The 18,329-nt window shown below is 59.7% G+C and carries 15 protein-coding genes and 1 pseudogene; 6 read left to right on the forward strand and 10 right to left on the reverse strand.

The genetic code is table 11. The features are described 5' to 3' along the window. Window positions 1-13: 13 nt before the first annotated feature. From AC3WTM_RS04120 to AC3WTM_RS04130, 3 genes are read right to left on the reverse strand one after another with little or no spacing between them, the layout of a single operon-like run. Window positions 14-1,558 (reverse strand): DUF4129 domain-containing protein, encoded by a 1,545-nt coding sequence (locus tag AC3WTM_RS04120; RefSeq protein ID WP_102671177.1) that lies wholly within the window; start codon window positions 1,556-1,558, stop codon window positions 14-16. Then, entirely contained in the window at window positions 1,545-2,522 is a 978-nt protein-coding gene (locus tag AC3WTM_RS04125; protein ID WP_102671237.1) for a stage II sporulation protein M, read from the reverse strand. The genes AC3WTM_RS04120 and AC3WTM_RS04125 overlap by 14 nt, the downstream gene beginning before the upstream one ends. Beyond that, window positions 2,519-3,244, reverse strand: a complete 726-nt coding sequence (locus AC3WTM_RS04130; protein ID WP_102671176.1) for an RDD family protein — start codon at window positions 3,242-3,244, stop codon at window positions 2,519-2,521. The genes AC3WTM_RS04125 and AC3WTM_RS04130 overlap by 4 nt, the downstream gene beginning before the upstream one ends. 187 nt (window positions 3,245-3,431) lie before the next feature. Between AC3WTM_RS04130 and sbcB the strand changes: the two genes are divergently transcribed. Then, on the forward strand, window positions 3,432-4,862 hold the full coding sequence (sbcB, locus tag AC3WTM_RS04135) for an exodeoxyribonuclease I (RefSeq protein WP_102671175.1): 1,431 nt from the start codon (window positions 3,432-3,434) through the stop codon (window positions 4,860-4,862). Between the two features lie 99 nt (window positions 4,863-4,961). On the opposite strand, the gene mvaT is transcribed toward sbcB, so the two are convergent. Continuing rightward, the gene (gene mvaT, locus AC3WTM_RS04140) at window positions 4,962-5,339 is read right to left on the reverse strand and encodes a histone-like nucleoid-structuring protein MvaT (RefSeq protein ID WP_007933316.1); all 378 of its coding nucleotides are present in this window, start codon (window positions 5,337-5,339) and stop codon (window positions 4,962-4,964) included. Window positions 5,340-5,675: 336 nt separating this feature from the next. Between mvaT and purU the strand changes: the two genes are divergently transcribed. Both purU and AC3WTM_RS04150 read left to right on the forward strand, forming a co-directional pair. Further along, on the forward strand, window positions 5,676-6,524 hold the full coding sequence (purU, locus tag AC3WTM_RS04145) for a formyltetrahydrofolate deformylase (protein ID WP_102671174.1): 849 nt from the start codon (window positions 5,676-5,678) through the stop codon (window positions 6,522-6,524). 86 nt (window positions 6,525-6,610) lie between these two features. Beyond that, window positions 6,611-6,787 carry a hypothetical protein gene (locus tag AC3WTM_RS04150; protein ID WP_173677941.1) on the forward strand — a complete coding sequence of 59 codons (177 nt, stop codon included), beginning with the start codon at window positions 6,611-6,613 and terminating at the stop codon, window positions 6,785-6,787. Here AC3WTM_RS04150 and gpgF read toward each other — a convergent pair. From gpgF to AC3WTM_RS04175, 5 genes and pseudogenes are all read right to left on the reverse strand, one after another. Beyond that, on the reverse strand, window positions 6,774-7,769 hold the full coding sequence (gpgF, locus tag AC3WTM_RS04155; RefSeq protein ID WP_102671173.1) for a glucosaminyl phosphatidylglycerol flippase: 996 nt from the start codon (window positions 7,767-7,769) through the stop codon (window positions 6,774-6,776). The genes AC3WTM_RS04150 and gpgF overlap by 14 nt on opposite strands. Next, a complete protein-coding gene (gpgD, locus tag AC3WTM_RS04160; protein ID WP_102671172.1) occupies window positions 7,766-8,542 on the reverse strand; it encodes an N-acetylglucosaminyl phosphatidylglycerol deacetylase in 777 nt (258 codons plus the stop codon). The genes gpgF and gpgD overlap by 4 nt, the downstream gene beginning before the upstream one ends. After that, entirely contained in the window at window positions 8,535-9,647 is a 1,113-nt protein-coding gene (gene gpgS / locus AC3WTM_RS04165; protein ID WP_102671171.1) for an N-acetylglucosaminyl phosphatidylglycerol synthase, read from the reverse strand. The genes gpgD and gpgS overlap by 8 nt, the downstream gene beginning before the upstream one ends. Window positions 9,648-9,856: 209 nt before the next feature. After that, complete coding sequence (locus tag AC3WTM_RS04170; protein ID WP_412072454.1) at window positions 9,857-10,621, reverse strand: methyl-accepting chemotaxis protein; 765 nt, start codon at window positions 10,619-10,621, stop codon at window positions 9,857-9,859. Window positions 10,622-10,714: 93 nt separating this feature from the next. Beyond that, window positions 10,715-11,746 (reverse strand): annotated as a pseudogene (locus tag AC3WTM_RS04175) (HAMP domain-containing protein); the annotation flags it as partial. Window positions 11,747-11,934: 188 nt separating this feature from the next. Here AC3WTM_RS04175 and AC3WTM_RS04180 point away from each other — a divergent pair. Beyond that, on the forward strand, window positions 11,935-13,422 hold the full coding sequence (locus tag AC3WTM_RS04180; protein ID WP_102671236.1) for a helicase HerA-like domain-containing protein: 1,488 nt from the start codon (window positions 11,935-11,937) through the stop codon (window positions 13,420-13,422). 60 nt (window positions 13,423-13,482) lie between these two features. Here AC3WTM_RS04180 and AC3WTM_RS04185 read toward each other — a convergent pair whose 3' ends face one another. Then, window positions 13,483-13,938, reverse strand: a complete 456-nt coding sequence (locus tag AC3WTM_RS04185) for a DUF721 domain-containing protein (protein ID WP_102671169.1) — start codon at window positions 13,936-13,938, stop codon at window positions 13,483-13,485. Window positions 13,939-14,245: 307 nt separating this feature from the next. Between AC3WTM_RS04185 and secA the strand changes: the two genes are divergently transcribed. Continuing rightward, complete coding sequence (gene secA, locus AC3WTM_RS04190) at window positions 14,246-16,981, forward strand: preprotein translocase subunit SecA (RefSeq protein ID WP_102671168.1); 2,736 nt, start codon at window positions 14,246-14,248, stop codon at window positions 16,979-16,981. Window positions 16,982-17,101: 120 nt separating this feature from the next. Continuing rightward, window positions 17,102-18,319: a bifunctional glutamate N-acetyltransferase/amino-acid acetyltransferase ArgJ gene (argJ, locus tag AC3WTM_RS04195; protein WP_056726069.1), complete on the forward strand. Its 1,218-nt coding sequence runs from the start codon at window positions 17,102-17,104 to the stop codon at window positions 18,317-18,319. Window positions 18,320-18,329: the final 10 nt, after the last annotated feature.

Consider the following 18,329-nt stretch of genomic DNA (forward strand, 5'->3'; position numbering starts at 1 on the left):
CCCCGGCGCCGACTCAACGGACAGCCTCCGGACCGAACAGAACACGCCAGCCGTTACACAGTTCCTGCTGCACTTGAGCGGGCGGCAGGCGATGCCCGTAGGCCATGTTTTGCCAGTGCCCGGTCAGGTTTTGGCTGTAGGCCAGCAAAGCTGGCTGCTGCAGTCGCTCTACACGCCGAAGCACCTGGCCTTCAGTGTCGGCGGCCTTGAGCGCGATATTGAAGTCGTGCAGCAGGCGGCTGAGCAGGGCCCGATAGAGCAAGCCAAGCGCTTCGCGTGGGTGGGCTTGCCAGAGGCTTTCGGCGTGGGTGGCGATGTCGGCGGGCAGGGACTCGGGCTTGAGGTCCAGGCCGAACGCCTGCTGCGGTAACGGTCGGGTGGCTTTGACATTGAGGGGCGGTCGTCGGCTGACGAACGCCTGCAGCCAATCGCGATAGCGCCAGATCAACAGGCCGACGGCGCCAATGACGATGCCCCACAGTACGATTTCGATCAGTGTCGCCAATGCCCCGAAGCGTTGCCCCTCGAACAGCTTCAACAGCGCTTTCAACCATTGTGGTGTCTTGCCGTCGTCCAAAGCTTCAGCATTCGGGTGCTCTTCGCCAAAGCGGTAGCGCGTGACCGACTCCCGGTTCTTGAAGGGCGTCTGTTCGAGGATCGCCTTGATGCTGTCCCTGGAGGCTTGGCTGGTCAGGGGCTGGTCCAGCAGGCGCGGGCTGTCGGGTGAGACGGCCGGTTCTGTGGCCCATGCGTTGTGGGTGGTTGGCATCAGCATAATCACGGCCATCAACAGGACTGCGCCTGCACTGACCAGACGCTGGCGCATCCGGCGAAACACCAGTTCGATATCCCAGGCCTCCAGCACGGTGCGCCGGTTCAGGTACAGACTGAAACCGCAGGCGACATAGATTGGTTCCCAGACCACCAACACCAGTGCGTAAAAGGCATTAGTCAGGTGTTCCAGCCAACGCCAGTCCTGGGTGACCGCCGAGATCAGCGATTGCCAGCTCCAGTCGAGCGCGACCTGTTGTGGCAGCAACAGATAGAACAACACCATCAAGCCGATCCACAATGCGCCTTCCAGATGCGCGCCGATGATCGTCAGCCAACGTGCGGCGCCGGCGTCTCGCTGCAAAAGCACCTGTAGGCGTTGTTGTCGTTGCTGCTCGCCCAGTCCTTCGAGTTGCACCACCGGCATCACGAAACTGCGGTGCAAACTCAGGCGTCGCCAGGTCAGGCTGGCCAGCAATTGCGGCTTGAGCAGGCGTGGCCATTGGTGCAGGGCCTGTTTGAGCGTGGGCGTTTCACCGAACATGGCTTTGGACAGAATGTATAGGGGAAGGCGTTCGAACGCGGGCTTCAGCCACCAGAAAATGAACACGGCGAGATCGGGCGAATCCCAGAGCCCCCAACTGAGCAGCGCGAAAACCGGCAAGGTGACCAAGGCCCAACTGGTCATCAACAGGCGTCGGTGGCGTTGGCTCAGCAGCACCCCCAGGTCCATGGCTTCCCAGGTCGAGCGCGGGCGAATCACCACCGTGGCGTCACTCAGGCGCATGGCGCTGACGTCCGGCAAACACAAGATAAACCACCACCAACAGCCAGAGCGCCAAGCCGACCAGATATTTGGTCTGGTGCGAAGGGCCGGTCATTGACGACCAATAGGCTTCGATAAACGCCGCGATCAACAGAAACAGCATGACCCCGCAGATCAGCAGCACGCTCTTGCGCGCAGCCAATTGCAAGGCCTCGGCCCGTGGCAGGCGCCCCGGGGCGACCAAGGCCCAGCCCAGCTTCAGACCAGCGGCACCGGCCAGGGCGATGGCGCTGAGTTCGAAAGCGCCATGGCCGATCACGAATGACCAAAAGGTTTGCCCGTAGCCGACGTAGGTCAGGTGTCCGGCCACCGCACCGATCATCAGGCCATTGAAAATCAGGAAAAACGCGCTGCCCAGACCGAACAGCAAACCACTGGCGAAGGTCTGAAATGCAATGCCGATGTTGTGCATGATGTAGTAGCCGAACATCGCCCAGTCCTCACTGGCGGCTCGTTCCACCGTGCGCCCTAGGTGACCGGCAACGGGGTCGTACATGCTTTGCATCTCGCTGACTTGCTCGGCGGGGATCAGGTTGTAGACCAGCGCCGGGTACAGGTACACCAGCAGCGCGAAACCGGCCAGGCTGCCAAAAAACATCAGGCTGGAGGCGAGGACAAAACGCCACTGTTCGCGCACCAGTCGTGGAAAGTCGGCCAGGATGAACGCCAGCACATTGGCCCCCAAATGACTGCGATGACGGTAAAGCTGTTGGTGTCCGCGCAGCACCTGTTGCTGCAAGGAGTCGATCAGAAAACTGCTGTAGCCACGCTCCCGTGCCAGTGCCAGGTGTTGGCAGAGGCGTCGGTAATCCTTCGGGAAGCTGCCGGCGTCGGTAGCCTTGCCGTCCCGTTCCAACTGCTCGAGCAGATGGGTGAAATGGTCCCATTCGGCCTTGTACCGGCTTTCAAAAAGGCTTTGCTTCATGTCGGCCCCAACAAGCCGCGGGCGATGCCGTTGAGCTCGGTCACTGCCTGTGGGGGTTGGACTTGTAAGGGGGGGGCGAGAATCGAAGCCAGTTCATTGACCCGCGCTTCGGAGAGTTCACCCTGGCGCTCGGCAAAACCGAGGATGGCCCGTTGTTCTGTGAGTGTCAGGACAAAGGCCAGGCGGCGGGGTCGGGTTTCGGGGAGCAGGGGGCGTGTGTGCGGTCGTTCGCGGTAGATCACCAGGCTCCCGGCGGCGATATCGCCGAGGCGCTTGAAGTGGGGGTGTTGAAGGCAACTGATGGCCCCGAGGAAGTAACCGAACGGCAGCAGGTCGACAACTCGCAGCAGGTTGCGCAACAGCGACGCGGACCAGCCGACCGGGGTGCCATCGTCGTGCACTACCTGCAAGCCCATCCATTGCTTGCCCGGCGAGCGACCGTGGTTCAGCACCTCGAACAGCACCATGTACCACCAGCTCACCAAGAACAGCAGGATCGAGCCGAGCCCGGCTCCCAGTTTGCCGAGCATCGCCAGCACAATGAACAGCACGCCCAGGACCAGGCCGCGTAAACCAAGATCAATGGAGAATGCCAGCGCACGGACCATCAACCCGGCCGGGCGCAGTGGCAGGTCGACGCCCTCCGGCGTTTCGACCTGGTACTGCGTATCCAGCGGCGGTGACAGCGGCGCATTCCGTGGCTGTGCTGTGGTCTCGAGCATGGGCAACCTGACGATGTGGCCTTATTCGGGATTGTGTATCCATTCGATGCTAGCAGCCTATGCGGGGGGAAACGACATAACTATGTATTGCATGGTGAGTCGCGCAAGGTGCTTGAATGACAAGACTACTGGCCGGGGCGGGCGGTGAACGCCTAGACTTTGCCGATCTTCAGTTCAGGAATCGCCCGTGACCTCCATTTTCTGGTACGACTACGAAACCACTGGCATCAATCCCCGTAGTGACCGTCCATTGCAAATGGCCGGCCTGCGCACCGACTTTGATCTCAATGAAATCGACGAGCCGGTCAATCTTTACTGCCAGCCCAGTGACGACATCCTGCCGCATCCCGCCGCCTGCGCGATCACGGGAATCACCCCCGGGCAACTGCAAGAGCACGGCTTGAGCGAAGCCGACTTCATGACCCGGGTGCATGCCCAACTCGCGGCGCCCGGTACCTGTGGTGCGGGGTATAACACCTTGCGTTTCGATGACGAGATGACCCGCTACAGCCTGTACCGAAACTTTTTCGACCCCTATGCGCGGGAGTGGCAGGGCGGCAATAGCCGTTGGGACCTGATCGATGTGGTGCGTGCCGCCTATGCCTTGCGTCCCGATGGCCTGGTCTGGCCGACCGATGACGAGGGGCGGGTCACGCTCAAGCTCGAACGCCTGACGGCTGCCAATGGCATCGATCATGGCAATGCCCACGAAGCACTATCGGACGTTCGCGCGACGATCGCCCTGGCGCGCCTGATACGGGAAAAACAGCCAAAGCTGTACGACTGGCTGTTTCAGCTGCGCAGCAAGCAAAAAGTCATGGACCAGATACGCCTGCTGCAACCGCTGGTGCATGTTTCCGGACGTTTTTCGGCCGCACGCAACTATGTGGGTGTGGTGTTGCCGTTGGCCTGGCACCCGCGCAACAAGAACGCCCTGATTGTCTGTGACTTGCACCTCGATCCCCAGGGCCTGCTCGACCTGGATGCCGAAAGTTTGCGCCAGCGCTTGTATACCCGCCGCGACGAACTGGCCGAAGACGAGTTACCGGTACCGTTGAAGCTGATTCACATCAACAAGTGCCCGGTGGTGGCACCGTTGTCGGTACTTCGTCAGGAAGATCAGCAGCGTCTGGGGCTGGATATGGCGCTGTATCAGCAGAGGGTGTCGCAGCTCAATGAAGCCCGTAAAGTTTGGCTGGATAAAGTCCTGGCGATTTATGCCCGCGAAGACTTTGCCCAGAGCCAGGATCCGGAGCAACAGTTATACGATGGATTTATCGGTGATCGGGATCGGCGATTGTGTGAACAAGTCAGGACCGTTGACCCGATGCAATTGGCACAAGAGCAGTGGCCTTTCGATGACGAACGTTTGCCTGAATTGCTGTTTCGATATCGCGCACGCAACTTTCCCGACACGTTGAATTCCGAAGAGCAAGAGCGCTGGCGAATATTCTGTCAGAAACGTTTGTCAGACCCTGAGTGGGGGGCGCCAAATACCCTTGAAAGTTTTGTAGAAGCCGCGGCCCAATTGAGCATTAGTGCTACTGCGTTTCAGCAGGGGGTACTCAGTGATTGGCAGGATTATGTCCAGGGACTGCGCCGGCGTTTGAGTCTTTGAAATCGAACATGCCAGGGCTTAAACGCCTAGCATAAAATAACGCCAGCATTTGCTGGCGTTATTTTTTGTCACGGATCCATCTGCGACAAGCTCTGAGGCTTAGCCCAGCAGGGTAGCCCAGCCTTCTACCACGTCTCCGCCCCACTTGGCTTTCCACTCTTTCAGAGTCTTGTGGTTGCCACCTTTGGTTTCGATGACTTCACCGTTGTGCGGGTTTTTGTATTGTTTAACTTTGCGAGCACGCTTGGTGCCGGTAGTTTTCACTGCACCGCCGCGTGGTGCCTTGGTTTTGGATTCTGGATCCAGCAGCGCGATGATGTCACGAAGGGACTTGGAGTATTCACCCATCAGGGTGCGCAGTTTGCCTTCGAATTCCAGCTCGGTTTGCAGTTTGTCGTCTTGGGACAGGTTCTTCAAACGGGCTTGCAGCTCTTTGATAGCTTCTTCGGTGGCGCGATATTCGTTGATCAAGGACATGTGGACTACCTTATGTTGTGCGCTGGATGGCAGGTGACAGTGCGGCAATAATAGTCACGGTGTTTCATCAAGTAAACATTTAAGGCAAGTTTATTTAATTTAATTGCCGGGGTTTTGGCGCGCATTGGTAGTGCGATTATTAGTGTGGTCCCGCTCTGTCAGATATACACAAATTAACAATTGGCCGGCACAGCAAGAGCATCTGTGCAAGCAGGCACTGCTGGTGTCCGCCCTGCCGCCCTGACCTTCTGGCAGGGCGAAACGTCAACAATACTGCAGTTTTGTTGCGCAATCGCTAGAATGGCGGCCTTTGCGAAGTTCTGGAGTTTCCCCCTCATGCGCACTTTTCGTCTGGTGATTTCTTGCCCGGACCGTGTTGGCATCGTTGCCAAAGTCAGTAACTTTCTGGCATCACACAACGGCTGGATCACTGAAGCGAGCCATCACTCGGACAATCTCAGTGGCTGGTTCTTCATGCGTCACGAAATCCGTGCCGACTCCCTGCCATTTGGTATCGAAGCGTTTCGTGAAGCCTTTGCCCCGATCGCCGAAGAGTTCTCGATGGACTGGCGCATCACCGATACCGAGCAAAAGAAGCGCGTGGTCCTGATGGCCAGCCGCGAGTCGCACTGCCTGGCCGACTTGCTGCACCGCTGGCACAGCGATGAACTGGACTGCGAAATTTCCTGCGTCATTTCCAACCATGATGACTTGCGCAGCATGGTGGAGTGGCACGGTATTCCGTACTACCACGTCCCGGTCAATCCACAGGACAAGCAGCCAGCCTTCACCGAGGTTTCGCGCCTGGTCAAGCAACACGATGCCGAAGTGGTGGTACTTGCCCGCTACATGCAGATCCTGCCGCCTGAGTTGTGCAGCGAATACGCGCACAAGGTCATCAACATCCACCACAGCTTCCTGCCGTCATTCGTCGGTGCCAAGCCGTACCACCAGGCCTCCCTGCGTGGCGTGAAGCTGATCGGCGCGACTTGTCACTATGTGACCGAAGAGCTGGATGCCGGCCCGATCATCGAGCAGGACGTGGTGCGCGTCAGCCACAGCGACAGCATCGAAGACATGGTGCGTTTCGGCCGCGATGTCGAAAAAATGGTGCTGGCCCGTGGCTTGCGTTATCACCTGGAAGACCGCGTGCTAGTGCACGGTAACAAGACCGTCGTCTTCTGACAGACGTACGTCACCGTTGAAATTCGAAGGGCCTGGGCGTTCAATCGCTTCAGGCCCTTCGCCGTTTTTGCACCGAGGACATGACCATGGCCGATCCACTGGACAAAGCCACTTCCAAGGCTCCCGCCACGCTGGGCGAGGGGTGCCTGAGCCGCTACGACCCGGATGACATGGGGCCTGAAACCGGTACGGAGTTTCCCGACGCCGCGCAGTTGTGGGAACAGTTGCAGCAAGAGCCCGAGGACAAACCTAAGCCTGCCTGAGTTTCATCAACTTCTTCAGCAGCGGCCGACCCAGCATCAGCAGAAACACAGGCCCACCGACCAGTAAATAGAAGTAATAGGTTACCGCCCGCCAAATCAGAATCGCCGCGGCTGCCGTTGACTTCCCGACCATGGGCGCCAGCAACGCGGCAGACGTCAGCTCAGCCGCCCCGGCTCCGCCCGGCAGCAGGCTGAATTGCCCGGCGCTCAGTGCCAGCATCTGGATCAGAAAACTCCAGGCCCACTGCAAATCCGCGCCGAGCCCGCGCAACGCCAGGTACAGCACGCTGTAGCGCAGCCCCCAATGCACACAGGTCAGTGCGAATACCTTGATCAAGGTCTGCACGGGCAACTTCAACGTGTCGGTAAACGCCGCCAGAAACTGCAGGAGTTTGCGCGCCCAGCGCATTCGAGTGGCTGCTTTGATATTGAGTCGCGCGAGCCAACGACCACTCAGGCGAATCAATAATCGGTGATAGCGGGCCACCATGACGCAACTGATCAGGCCGCCGAACAGCGAAGCGGCGCTGACCATCAGCATCCATTCCATGCGCTGGCTGAGGTGCTGGAACAGGGCGTAAATCAGAATCCCGCTCAGGGCACAGAGAAAAAACAGCAAGTCGCTCAGTTGATCCATGGCAAACACCGCACTGCCCCTGGCCGGACGCACGCCGTGACGCGCCAGCAAAGCCATGATGGTCAGAGGCCCGCCACTGCCGCCGGGCGTGGCGCAGTAGGCGAATTCGGCGGCCATCACGACGCCGAGGCTCCTGAGCCGGCCGACCTTGTGGCATTGATCCCCCAGCAATAGGCGTAAACGCAGGGTGTTTACCCCCCAGCACAACAGGATCATGCCGAACATGATCAGCAACCACGGCAGCGGAAAGGCGGTCAGCCGAGACCAGATTTCGCTACCGCCCAACAGTAATGGAATCAGCACTGCCGCGAGCAGACCGCCGAGCAACAGCAGTGCGCGACTCATGCGGCACGGCCCAGTCGGTCGTTTTGCATCGCCAGCCAATGGGCCTTGGTCATTGGCACCCGTCCGTTGTCGAGCAGGCGCTCAAGGGTTTTTAGCCAGTATCGGTGCGAGAACTCATGGCGCATGTCTACTGGGTGCAGGCCCAGGCGAATCACCGGAGCGTGCTGCCAGCGCTGTTTACGCCGGTCGCTGACGAGCTTCGACACACCCCGGCGCCAAGCACTGCGCGCACTCCAGACCAGCCCCGGCGCCTCGAGCGCGGTGAAATCCGGTAGCCGGTATAAATGCTGCGAGTCGCTGGTGTAACTCAACGGCAATTGGCGCAATGCCTGGCGAGTGCCTTGGCTCATCAGCCAGGCCGGGGCGACGAACCCCTCCAGTGGCCAGTCATGGCGGTGGAACATCTCGATGCCCGAACGCAGGCGGGCGAGGGCTTCTTCCTGCGACAAACGGTAAAACTCGCCTTCGTGGGTGTAGATCCGGCGCACGAACCAGTCGCGGGGATTGATGGTTATCGGTCTGTCGTCGTAATGGAAATAGCCATGCAGTGCCAGTTCGTCACCCCGGGCGACCCTGGCACTGAGCCGGCGGCAAAATTGCGGATGGGTGTCCAGGTTGTTTTGTTTATGCAAATCCGGCACCACCAGCCAGGTGATCGGCACGCCACCCAGAGCGTCGACGGCTTTGACGAACGGCTGGTAATCGGCCCAGGTGGGCGGCGCCACGTCGTGCAGTACCAGCAGTAAAGCGGGACTGTTCATGGGCTCAACCATTAGCTGTCAGCGGCCATTGGCTGCCGAGCACGGCGAGGTAGTGGCGAAGCAAACTGGTGACTACCGTGTCCCAGGCATAATGTCGTTCGACATGTAATCGCGCCTGTTGGCCCAGCGCTACGCTGCCCGAGCCGAACAGTTCGCGAACAGCGGTGGCCATCGCGGCGGGATTGTTCGGCGCACAGAGCAGGCCGCAGTCCTCGGTGACGATTTCTTCGAAAGCCCCGGCCGCCACGGCTACCACCGGAATACCGCTGGCCATGGCTTCGAGTATCACCAGGCCGAAGGTTTCCTGATCGCCGGCGTGGAGCAAGGCATCGGCGCTGGCCATCAGGCGGGCCACCTGCGCCGCTGGGCAGAACTCGTCGATCACCGTCACGTTGGAGGGCACGGCCGTGGGCATCGACGACCCAACCAGCAGCAGATGATAACGTTGGCCCAGGTGTTTCATGCAGTCGAGCAGCACCGGCAGGTTTTTTTCCTTTGAACCGCGCCCGGCAAAGATCAAGAGGTGGGTGTTTTCGTCCAGACCCAGTTCGGCCCGCAGCCCGGGGTCTCTGGCATCGGGATTGAAGGTTTGCAGGTCAACGCCGAGCGGCTGTACGAAGACATTCCTGACCCCAAGCCCGGTGAGTTTGTCGGCCATGACCCGACTGGGCGCCAGGACCCGGTCGAAGTTGCCGTAGAGCTTGCTGACATAGGCCTCGACGTTATTGGTCACCCAGTTGCCCATGCGGTTGCTGACCAGCATGGGCAGGTCCGAGTGATAAAAACCGATGATCGGCACATCGAGTTGGCGCCGAGCATCCAGCGCCGCCCAGGCGGTGAGGTAAGGGTCGCCGACTTCGATCAGGTCGGGTTGCAAGTCTTGCAGGACATTGCGCCAGGGCGCCAGACGCAGAGGAAAGCGATAGCCCCTGCCGAAGGGCAGGGCAGGGGCGGGAACTGTGAAGATGCCATCCTGCTTTCCAAAGGACGATCCTGGGATCAGCAAGCTGTGGCGAATGCCCGGCTTGATACTCAGGCGGCGGTGCTTTGCATCCAGATAAGTGCGCACGCCTCCGCTGGCAGGGGCGTAGAACATGGTGATGTCCGCGATATGCACGATGAACGGTCCTCCGGTCCCGGTACTCCCTTGGTTGACCTTTATGAAGAATAGATGTTCGGTTGGGGTTGTGCGGGAGGGATGTCAGCGGGGGATGTATCGTTTGACAGGCAGCTATCGCGAGCAAGCTCGCTCCCACAGGAATCTTTGTCGCACTATAGATCTACTGTGGGAGCGAGCTTGCTCGCGATGAGGCCGGTGAGGTTGCCTTAGATCCTGAAGCTGCCTACCAGCTGCTTCAACCGCGCCGCCTGCTGCTCAAGGTCCGAGCACGCGCGCAATGTCGATTGCAGGTTTTCGACACCTTCCTGGTTCAGCGTATTGATTTCGGTGATGTCGACGTTGATCGACTCCACCACGGCGGTCTGTTCTTCGGTCGCGGTGGCCACCGACTGGTTCATGCCGTCGATTTCACCGATACGCAGCGTCACGCTGTTCAGGCGCTCACCCGCAAGGTTGGCGATTTCCACGCTGTCCTGGCTGTGGCGCTGACTGTCGCTCATGGTGCTGACCGATTCCCGGGCGCCGACCTGCAGCTCCTCGATCATGGTTTGCACCTGTTGCGCCGATTCCTGCGTGCGATGTGCCAGGTTGCGCACTTCGTCCGCCACCACGGCAAATCCACGACCGGCTTCACCGGCGCGGGCGGCTTCAATGGCGGCGTTGAGCGCCAGCAAGTTGGTTTGCTGGGAAATGCTGGTGATCACTTCGAGAATCTGTCCGATGTTCACCGTTTTACTGTTCAGCGATTCGATGTTGGAGCTCGATGCACTGAGCATGCTCGACAGTTGATTCATCGCCACGATACTGCGGTCCACCACTTGCTGGCCGTCTTCGGCCAGGCTGCGGGCATCGCTGGCCTGGCTCGAGGCCTGAGCGGCATTACGGGCAATTTCCTGGGCGGCGGCGCCGAGCTGGTTGATCGCGGCCGCGACGCTGCTGGTGCGCGAGGCTTGCTGGTCGGAGTTGAACATCGACGAGTTGGAAGCGGCGACTACCCGCAGCGCCACCTCGTTGACTTGGCCGGTGGCCGAAGACACTTCGCGGATCGAGCCGTGAATGCGCTCGACGAAACGGTTGAACGCGGTGCCCAGAGTACCGAATTCGTCATTGTTCTGGATGGTCAGGCGCTTGGTCAGGTCGCCTTCGCCGTCGGCGATGTCGGCCATGGCGCGGGTCATGACGTGCAACGGCTGGGTCAGGATGCGAATCAGCATGCCGAGCAGGGCGATGATGATGGCCACGGCAATGATGGTCGCAACCGCAGCCGAGGTGCGGAATTCGCTGAGCATCGAGTAGGCTTTTTCCTTATCGATCGACAGACCGATGTACCAGTTGACCGATGACAAGCCTTTGATCGGGGTGAAGGTCACGATGCGGGTTTTGCCGTCGACCTGGATTTCGCTCATCGCGCTGCTGATGGCCGGCGTGTCTTGCGGGTAGACGTCCTTGAGCGTCTTCATCGCCAGCGCTTTGTCGGGATGCACCAGGATCTTGCCGTCGGAGCTGACCAGGAACGCATAACCCATGCCGTCGAAATCCAGCGTGCCAAGGCTGTCGGCGATCACCTGCAAACTCAGGTCGCCACCGACCACGCCGATGTTCTGGCCGTCCTTGATAACGCTGTCGACAATGGAAATCACCAGTTGGCCGGAGGCCAGATCAATATAAGGCTCGGTCAATGCCGAACCGCTGCTGCTTTGCGCGCTCTTGTACCAGGGACGTGCACGCGGGTCGTAGCCATCGGGCATCTTGCTGTCTGGGCGAATGATGAAAGAGCCATCCTTGTTGCCGAGGTAGGCGCCCATGAAGGTCGAGGTCACGGCTTTTTGTACAAGCAGGCTGGAAACGTTGTCGGCATCGGGGTTGAGCGCAACAGTTTGTGACAGGTTTTCAATCAGCAGGCTGCGCCCGTTCAACCAGGTCTGGATATTGTTGGCGGTCACTGCGCCCATTTCCTGCAGGTAATTTTCCAGGTCTTGGCGGATGGCATTGCGCTGCAAGTAGTCGTTGTACAGCGTAAAGGAGGCGAAGGCGGCAATCACAATGAGGGCGGCAGCAAGCAGGATTTTATGGCTGAAACGCAGATTTTTGTTCATGGCTTGGGGTTCCGCTAAGGTCTTAATGTCCAGCGCGTGCTTTTATAAAGGGACGCACGACGGGCAAGGTTGAAAGCAAGTGAATTTTCCGACTCTCCTTAGGGAAATTTCCGACCAGATCGTGTCTGACTGCTTTGTCGTTATCTCTATCGGCCGTGTAGGACCAAAGATTAATCATGGGTGACCAAATGCCTGACTCATTGCAACTCGTTATCGGCGCCGATCCAGAAGGGCCGCCGATTGCCCAGGCCATGCGCCTGGCGAACCGCCACGGATTGATCGCGGGCGCGACCGGCACCGGCAAGACCGTCACTTTGCAACGAATGGCCGAAGCCTTCAGCGATGCCGGCGTGGCGGTATTCGCCGCGGACATCAAGGGTGACCTGTGCGGCCTCGGCGCCGCCGGCAATCCCCAAGGCAAGATCGCCGAGCGGATTGCCGGGATGCCCTGGCTCAACCACAAGCCTCAGGCTTATCCGGTGACGTTGTGGGACATACACGGTCAGTCCGGTCATCCTTTACGCACAACCTTGAGTGAAATGGGACCGCTGCTGCTGGGCAGTCTGCTGGAGCTGACTGACAGTCAGCAGTCGGCGCTGTACGCCGCGTTCAAGGTGGCGGACCGCGAAGGCCTGTTGTTGCTCGATCTCAAGGACCTGAAGGCATTGCTCAATCACCTGCGGGACAACCCCCAGTTGCTGGGCGACGATGCGGCATTGATGACCACCGGCTCCAGCCAGGCATTGCTGCGACGTCTGGCGACCCTGGAGCAACAGGGCGCCGAAGCCTTGTTCGGTGAGCCGGCTCTGCAACTCGAAGACATCCTCCAGCCCACGGCGGACGGGCGCGGTCGCATTCATTTGCTGGATGCCAGCCGCCTGGTGCATGACGCGCCGAAAGTCTACGCGACGTTCCTGTTGTGGCTGCTGGCAGAGCTGTTCGAGCAGTTGCCGGAGCGTGGCGATGCCGACAAGCCGTTGCTGGCGCTGTTCTTCGACGAGGCTCACTTGTTGTTCAACGGTACGCCCCAGGCCTTGCGTGACCGTCTGGAGCAAGTCGTGAGGCTGATTCGTTCGAAAGGCGTGGGCGTGTATTTCGTCACCCAGTCGCCGGGTGACCTGCCGGATGATGTGCTGGCGCAGTTGGGCTTGCGCATCCAGCACGGTCTGCGTGCGTTCACCGCCAAGGAACAGAAGTCCCTGCGCGCGGTGGCCGAGGGTTTCCGGCCGAACCCGGCGTTTGATGCGTTGTCGGTGCTGACCGAGCTCGGGATCGGGGAGGCGCTGGTCGGCACCCTGCAGGAAAAAGGCACGCCGGAAATGGTCCGGCGGGTGCTGGTGGCACCGCCGCAATCGCGGATCGGGCCTTTGACCGGTGCGGAACGCACAGCGTTGATTGCCGGTTCGCCGTTGCAGGGGCGTTATGACAAGCCGATTGACCGTGACTCGGCCTATGAGGTGCTGATGGGACGCAAGGGGTTGGCGCCGGTTCCTGAAGCGGTACCGGGCAAACCAACAGCCGAAGAACCGAGTTTCACCGAGCAGGCCGGGGAATTTCTCGGCACGGCGGCCGGCCAGGCGTTGAAATCAGCAATGCGTCAGGCGGCCAACCAGCTTGGGCGACAGCTGGTGCGCGGGTTGATGGGGTCATTATTGGGCGGCAGTAAACGCCGTTGAATCCATCCTGAGTGGGCACAGTAAATGTGGGAGCGGGCTTGCTCCCACATTAGTCCGATGTCAGGTCCTGGTTTTGGCGTGCGCCGCCAGTCGCTCCAGCGCTGCCCGTAAATTCGGGTCGCTGATCCCATCGGCCGTGGCCTGGATGGTCGCTGCCGCGTCGTTGGACAAATCCATGGTATGCCCGGCCGCACCTTGCTGAACGGTCGGCGGTTGAACTTTGAACAGGATCCGGGTCAGATTGGCGAACTCATCGAACATCTGCAATTGCCGTTGCAGGCGCTTTTGCTGGTAGCGCAGGCGGGTTGCCCAATGACCGTCGGTGACAATCAGCAACAAACTGCCTTCGCGCCAGGAAGCCACGTGGCAATGCTTGCGAGCGGCGGGTTGCAATTGGCTTTCGAGCAAACGTTGCAGATGACCCAGGCGTTGAGCGTGGCCGAGAATGGCCTTCAGCGGCTTGGCTTCGCGTAGTAGAACGGCAGGTACTTTGGCCGTAAGTGGGCGAAATGCCATGATCGGACACCTGAAGTAACAGAGGCGCCATGGTAGCAGAAAGCACCGAGTGCGCCCGCCCATTGCTTTTGTGGGCGCTTTACCCATTAAATCAACAACTAACTTCTGCCTTGAACGGCTTGAAGTTGAGCAAAACGCCCTTATTTTAAGTGAGCCCCGTCAAAGCGCTGTGCCAGCATCGTGGAATATCGCCACTTTCCTCTCCTTCGTTTCCGGGTAGAATGCTCGTTCGCATGCGGCCATGAGGGCTGCACGGGCGACTCACGGGGCCGCCCTCCATCCCTTTAGTGTGGAAGATCCTGCCGATATGTTTGCGCCTTTGTTAAAGAAACTTTTTGGAAGCAAGAACGAGCGTGAAGTCAAACGCATGCTCAAGACGGTGCAACTCGTCAATGCCTTCGAAGAGCAAATGGTGGCCCTTTCGGACGATCAATTGCGTGCCAAGACAAGCGAGTTCAAGGCCCGCATCGCCAAAGGGGAATCCCTCGACAAACTGCTGCCAGAAGCCTTTGCGGTCGCCCGCGAAGCCGGGAAGCGTGTCATGGGCATGCGCCACTTCGATGTCCAGCTGATCGGCGGCATGACCTTGCATGAAGGCATGATCGCGGAAATGCGTACCGGTGAAGGCAAGACCCTGGTGGCAACACTGGGCGTTTACCTCAACGCGCTGTCCGGCAACGGCGTGCACGTTGTGACGGTGAACGACTACCTGGCCCGCCGTGACGCCAACTGGATGCGTCCGCTGTATGAATTCCTCGGCCTGACGGTCGGCGTTGTCACGCCGTTCCAGCCACCGGAAGAGAAACGCGCTGCCTACGCCGCCGACATCACCTACGGCACCAACAACGAATTCGGTTTCGATTACCTGCGCGACAACATGGCGTTCAGCATGGAAGAAAAATTCCAGCGTGAACTCAATTTTGCCGTGATCGACGAAGTCGACTCGATTCTCATCGACGAAGCCCGTACGCCGCTGATCATCTCCGGTCAGGCCGAAGACAGCTCCAAGCTGTACATCGAGGTCAACAAGCTGATCCCGCAGCTCAAGCTGCACGTTGAAGAAGTCGAAGGCGAAGTGACCCAGGCCGGTCACTTCACCATCGACGAGAAGAGCCGTCAGGTCGAACTCAATGAAGCCGGTCACCAGTACGTCGAAGAAACGCTGACCCGCATCGGCCTGCTGGCTGAAGGCGAGAGCCTGTACTCGGCCCACAACCTGAGCCTGCTGACTCACGTTTACGCCGGCCTGCGCGCGCACAAACTGTTCCATCGCAACGTCGAATACATCGTGCAGGACGGTCAGGTCGTACTGGTGGACGAGCACACCGGCCGTACCATGCCGGGCCGCCGCTTGTCCGAAGGCCTGCACCAGGCCATCGAAGCCAAGGAAAACCTGAACATCCAGGCCGAAAGCCAGACGCTGGCGTCGACCACTTTCCAGAACTACTTCCGTCTTTACAACAAACTGTCCGGCATGACCGGTACGGCCGACACCGAAGCGTTCGAGTTCCACCAGATCTATGGCCTGCAGGTCATGGTGATTCCACCGAACAAGCCGCTGGCCCGTAAGGACTACAACGACCTGGTGTTCCTGACCGCCGACGAGAAATACGCGGCAATCGTGGCCGACATCAAGGAAAGCATGGCCGCGGGCCGTCCGGTCCTGGTCGGTACCGCCACTATCGAAACCTCCGAGCACATGTCCAGCCTGCTCGTGAAGGAAGGCATCGAACACAAGGTCCTGAACGCCAAGTTCCACGAAAAGGAAGCCGAGATCATTGCCCAGGCCGGTCGCCCGGGCGCGCTGACCATCGCCACCAACATGGCCGGTCGTGGTACCGACATCCTGTTGGGTGGTAACTGGGAAGTGGAAGTGGCTTCCCTGGAAAACCCGACCCCTGAGCAGATTGCCCAGATCAAGGCGGACTGGCAGAAACGTCACCAGCAAGTGCTCGAATCGGGCGGTTTGCAGGTGATTGCCTCCGAGCGCCATGAATCGCGCCGTATCGACAACCAACTGCGTGGTCGTGCCGGTCGTCAGGGCGACGCAGGTTCCAGCCGTTTCTACCTGTCGCTGGAAGACAGCCTGATGCGCATCTTCGCCTCTGACCGGGTGAAGAACTTCATGAAGGCCCTGGGCATGCAGCCTGGCGAAGCGATCGAGCACCGCATGGTGACCAACGCTATCGAAAAGGCCCAGCGCAAGGTTGAAGGCCGCAACTTCGACATTCGCAAGCAACTGCTCGAGTTCGACGACGTCAACAACGAACAGCGTAAAGTGATCTATCACATGCGTAACACGTTGCTGGCCGCCGACAACATCGGTGAGACCATCGCTGACTTCCGTCAGGACGTGCTCGACGCCACCGTCAGCGCGCACATTCCTCCACAATCGCTGCCTGAGCAGTGGGACGTGGCCGGTCTGGAAGCCGCGTTGCAGAGCGATTTCGGTGTGGCGCTGCCGATCCAGCAGTGGCTCGACGAAGACGACCACCTGTACGAAGAAACCCTGCGCGAGAAACTGATGCAGGAACTGATCGCGGCGTACAACGAGAAAGAAGACCAGGCGGGCGCCGAAGCGTTGCGCACCTTCGAGAAGCAAATCGTTCTGCGCGTACTGGACGACCTGTGGAAAGACCACCTGTCGACCATGGATCACCTGCGCCACGGTATCCACTTGCGTGGCTATGCCCAGAAGAACCCGAAGCAGGAATACAAGCGCGAGTCCTTCACCCTGTTTTCCGAATTGCTGGATTCGATCAAGCGCGATTCGATCCGTGTGCTGTCCCACGTTCAGGTTCGTCGCGAAGACCCGATCGAAGAGGAGCAGCGCCTGCGTCAGGAAGCCGAGGCATTGGCCGCTCGCATGCAGTTCCTGCATGAAGAGGCTCCAGGCCTTGAACAGCCTGAAGTGTTGGGCGAAGAGGTCGATGTTGCCCTCGCTGCCGCGCCGGTTCGTAACGAGCAGAAGCTGGGTCGCAACGAGTTGTGCTACTGCGGTTCGGGCAAGAAGTTCAAGCATTGCCACGGGCAGATTCAGTAAAACCCGTTTCAATCGCTGAAATACCCGCGCCGCGACCGGCTTCTGCCGTCGCGGCGTTTTACCATTCGAACCACCGTTCTGCTGAAACGGTGCTGACATCATTTATAAAGGAGCGCATTCATGGCTGTTGGTCTTGGTCCTTTGCCAACGTTGCACCCGGTTGCCGGTTTTGAACTCGGTATCGCCTCGGCTGGCATCAAGCGCCCGGGGCGCAAGGATGTTGTGGTCATGCGCTGTGTTGAGGGCTCCACGGTTGCCGGCGTGTTCACCCTGAACGCCTTTTGCGCCGCACCGGTAATCCTGGCCAAGCAACGCGTACAAGGCCCTGTGCGTTATCTGTTGACCAACACCGGCAATGCCAACGCCGGCACGGGCGAACCTGGCCTGGCCGCCGCCGAGCGCACTTGCGCGAAACTGGCCGAGTTGACCGGTGTCGATGCCAGCCAGGTGCTGCCGTATTCCACCGGTGTGATCGGCGAGCCGCTGCCGGTCGAGAAAATCGAAGGCGCGCTGCAAGCGGCCCTCGATGACCTGTCGATCCACAACTGGGAAGCTGCCGCCACCGGCATCATGACCACCGACACCCTGCCAAAGGGCGCCAGTCGTCAGTTCCAGCACGACGGTGTGACCATCACCGTTACCGGCATCAGCAAAGGCGCCGGCATGATTCGCCCGAACATGGCGACCATGCTCGGCTACATCGCCACCGACGCCAAAGTCTCCCGCGATGTGCTGCAAAACCTGATGCTGGATGGCGCCAACAAGTCGTTCAACCGCATCACCATCGACGGTGATACCTCGACCAACGACTGCTGCATGCTGATCGCCACCGGTCAGGCTGCGCTGCCGGAAATCACCCGCGCCGAAGGCGAACTGTTTGCCAAGCTCAAGCAAGCGGTGTTCGAAGTGTGCATGGACGTAGCCCAGGCCATCGTTCGCGACGGTGAAGGCGCGACCAAATTCGTCACTGTTGAAGTCAATGGTGGCGGCAACCACCAGGAATGCCTGGACGTCGGTTACACCGTGGCTCACTCGCCGCTGATCAAGACCGCGCTCTTCGCTTCCGACCCGAACTGGGGCCGCATCCTGGCCGCCGTCGGCCGTGCCGGTGTACCGAATCTGGACGTGAGCAAGATCGACGTATTCCTCGGCGACGTGTGCATCGCCAGCCGTGGTGCGCGCGCGGCGACCTACACCGAAGCTCAGGGCGCGGCGGTGATGCAGCAGGAAGAAATCACCATCCGTATCGAGTTGGGTCGTGGCGATTGCAGTGAAACCATCTGGACTACCGATCTGTCCCACGAGTACGTGAAGATCAACGCCGAGTACCGTACGTAAGACCGAGTCG

It is taken from the genome of Pseudomonas sp. EU05-FHT14B02, assembly GCF_058791055.1.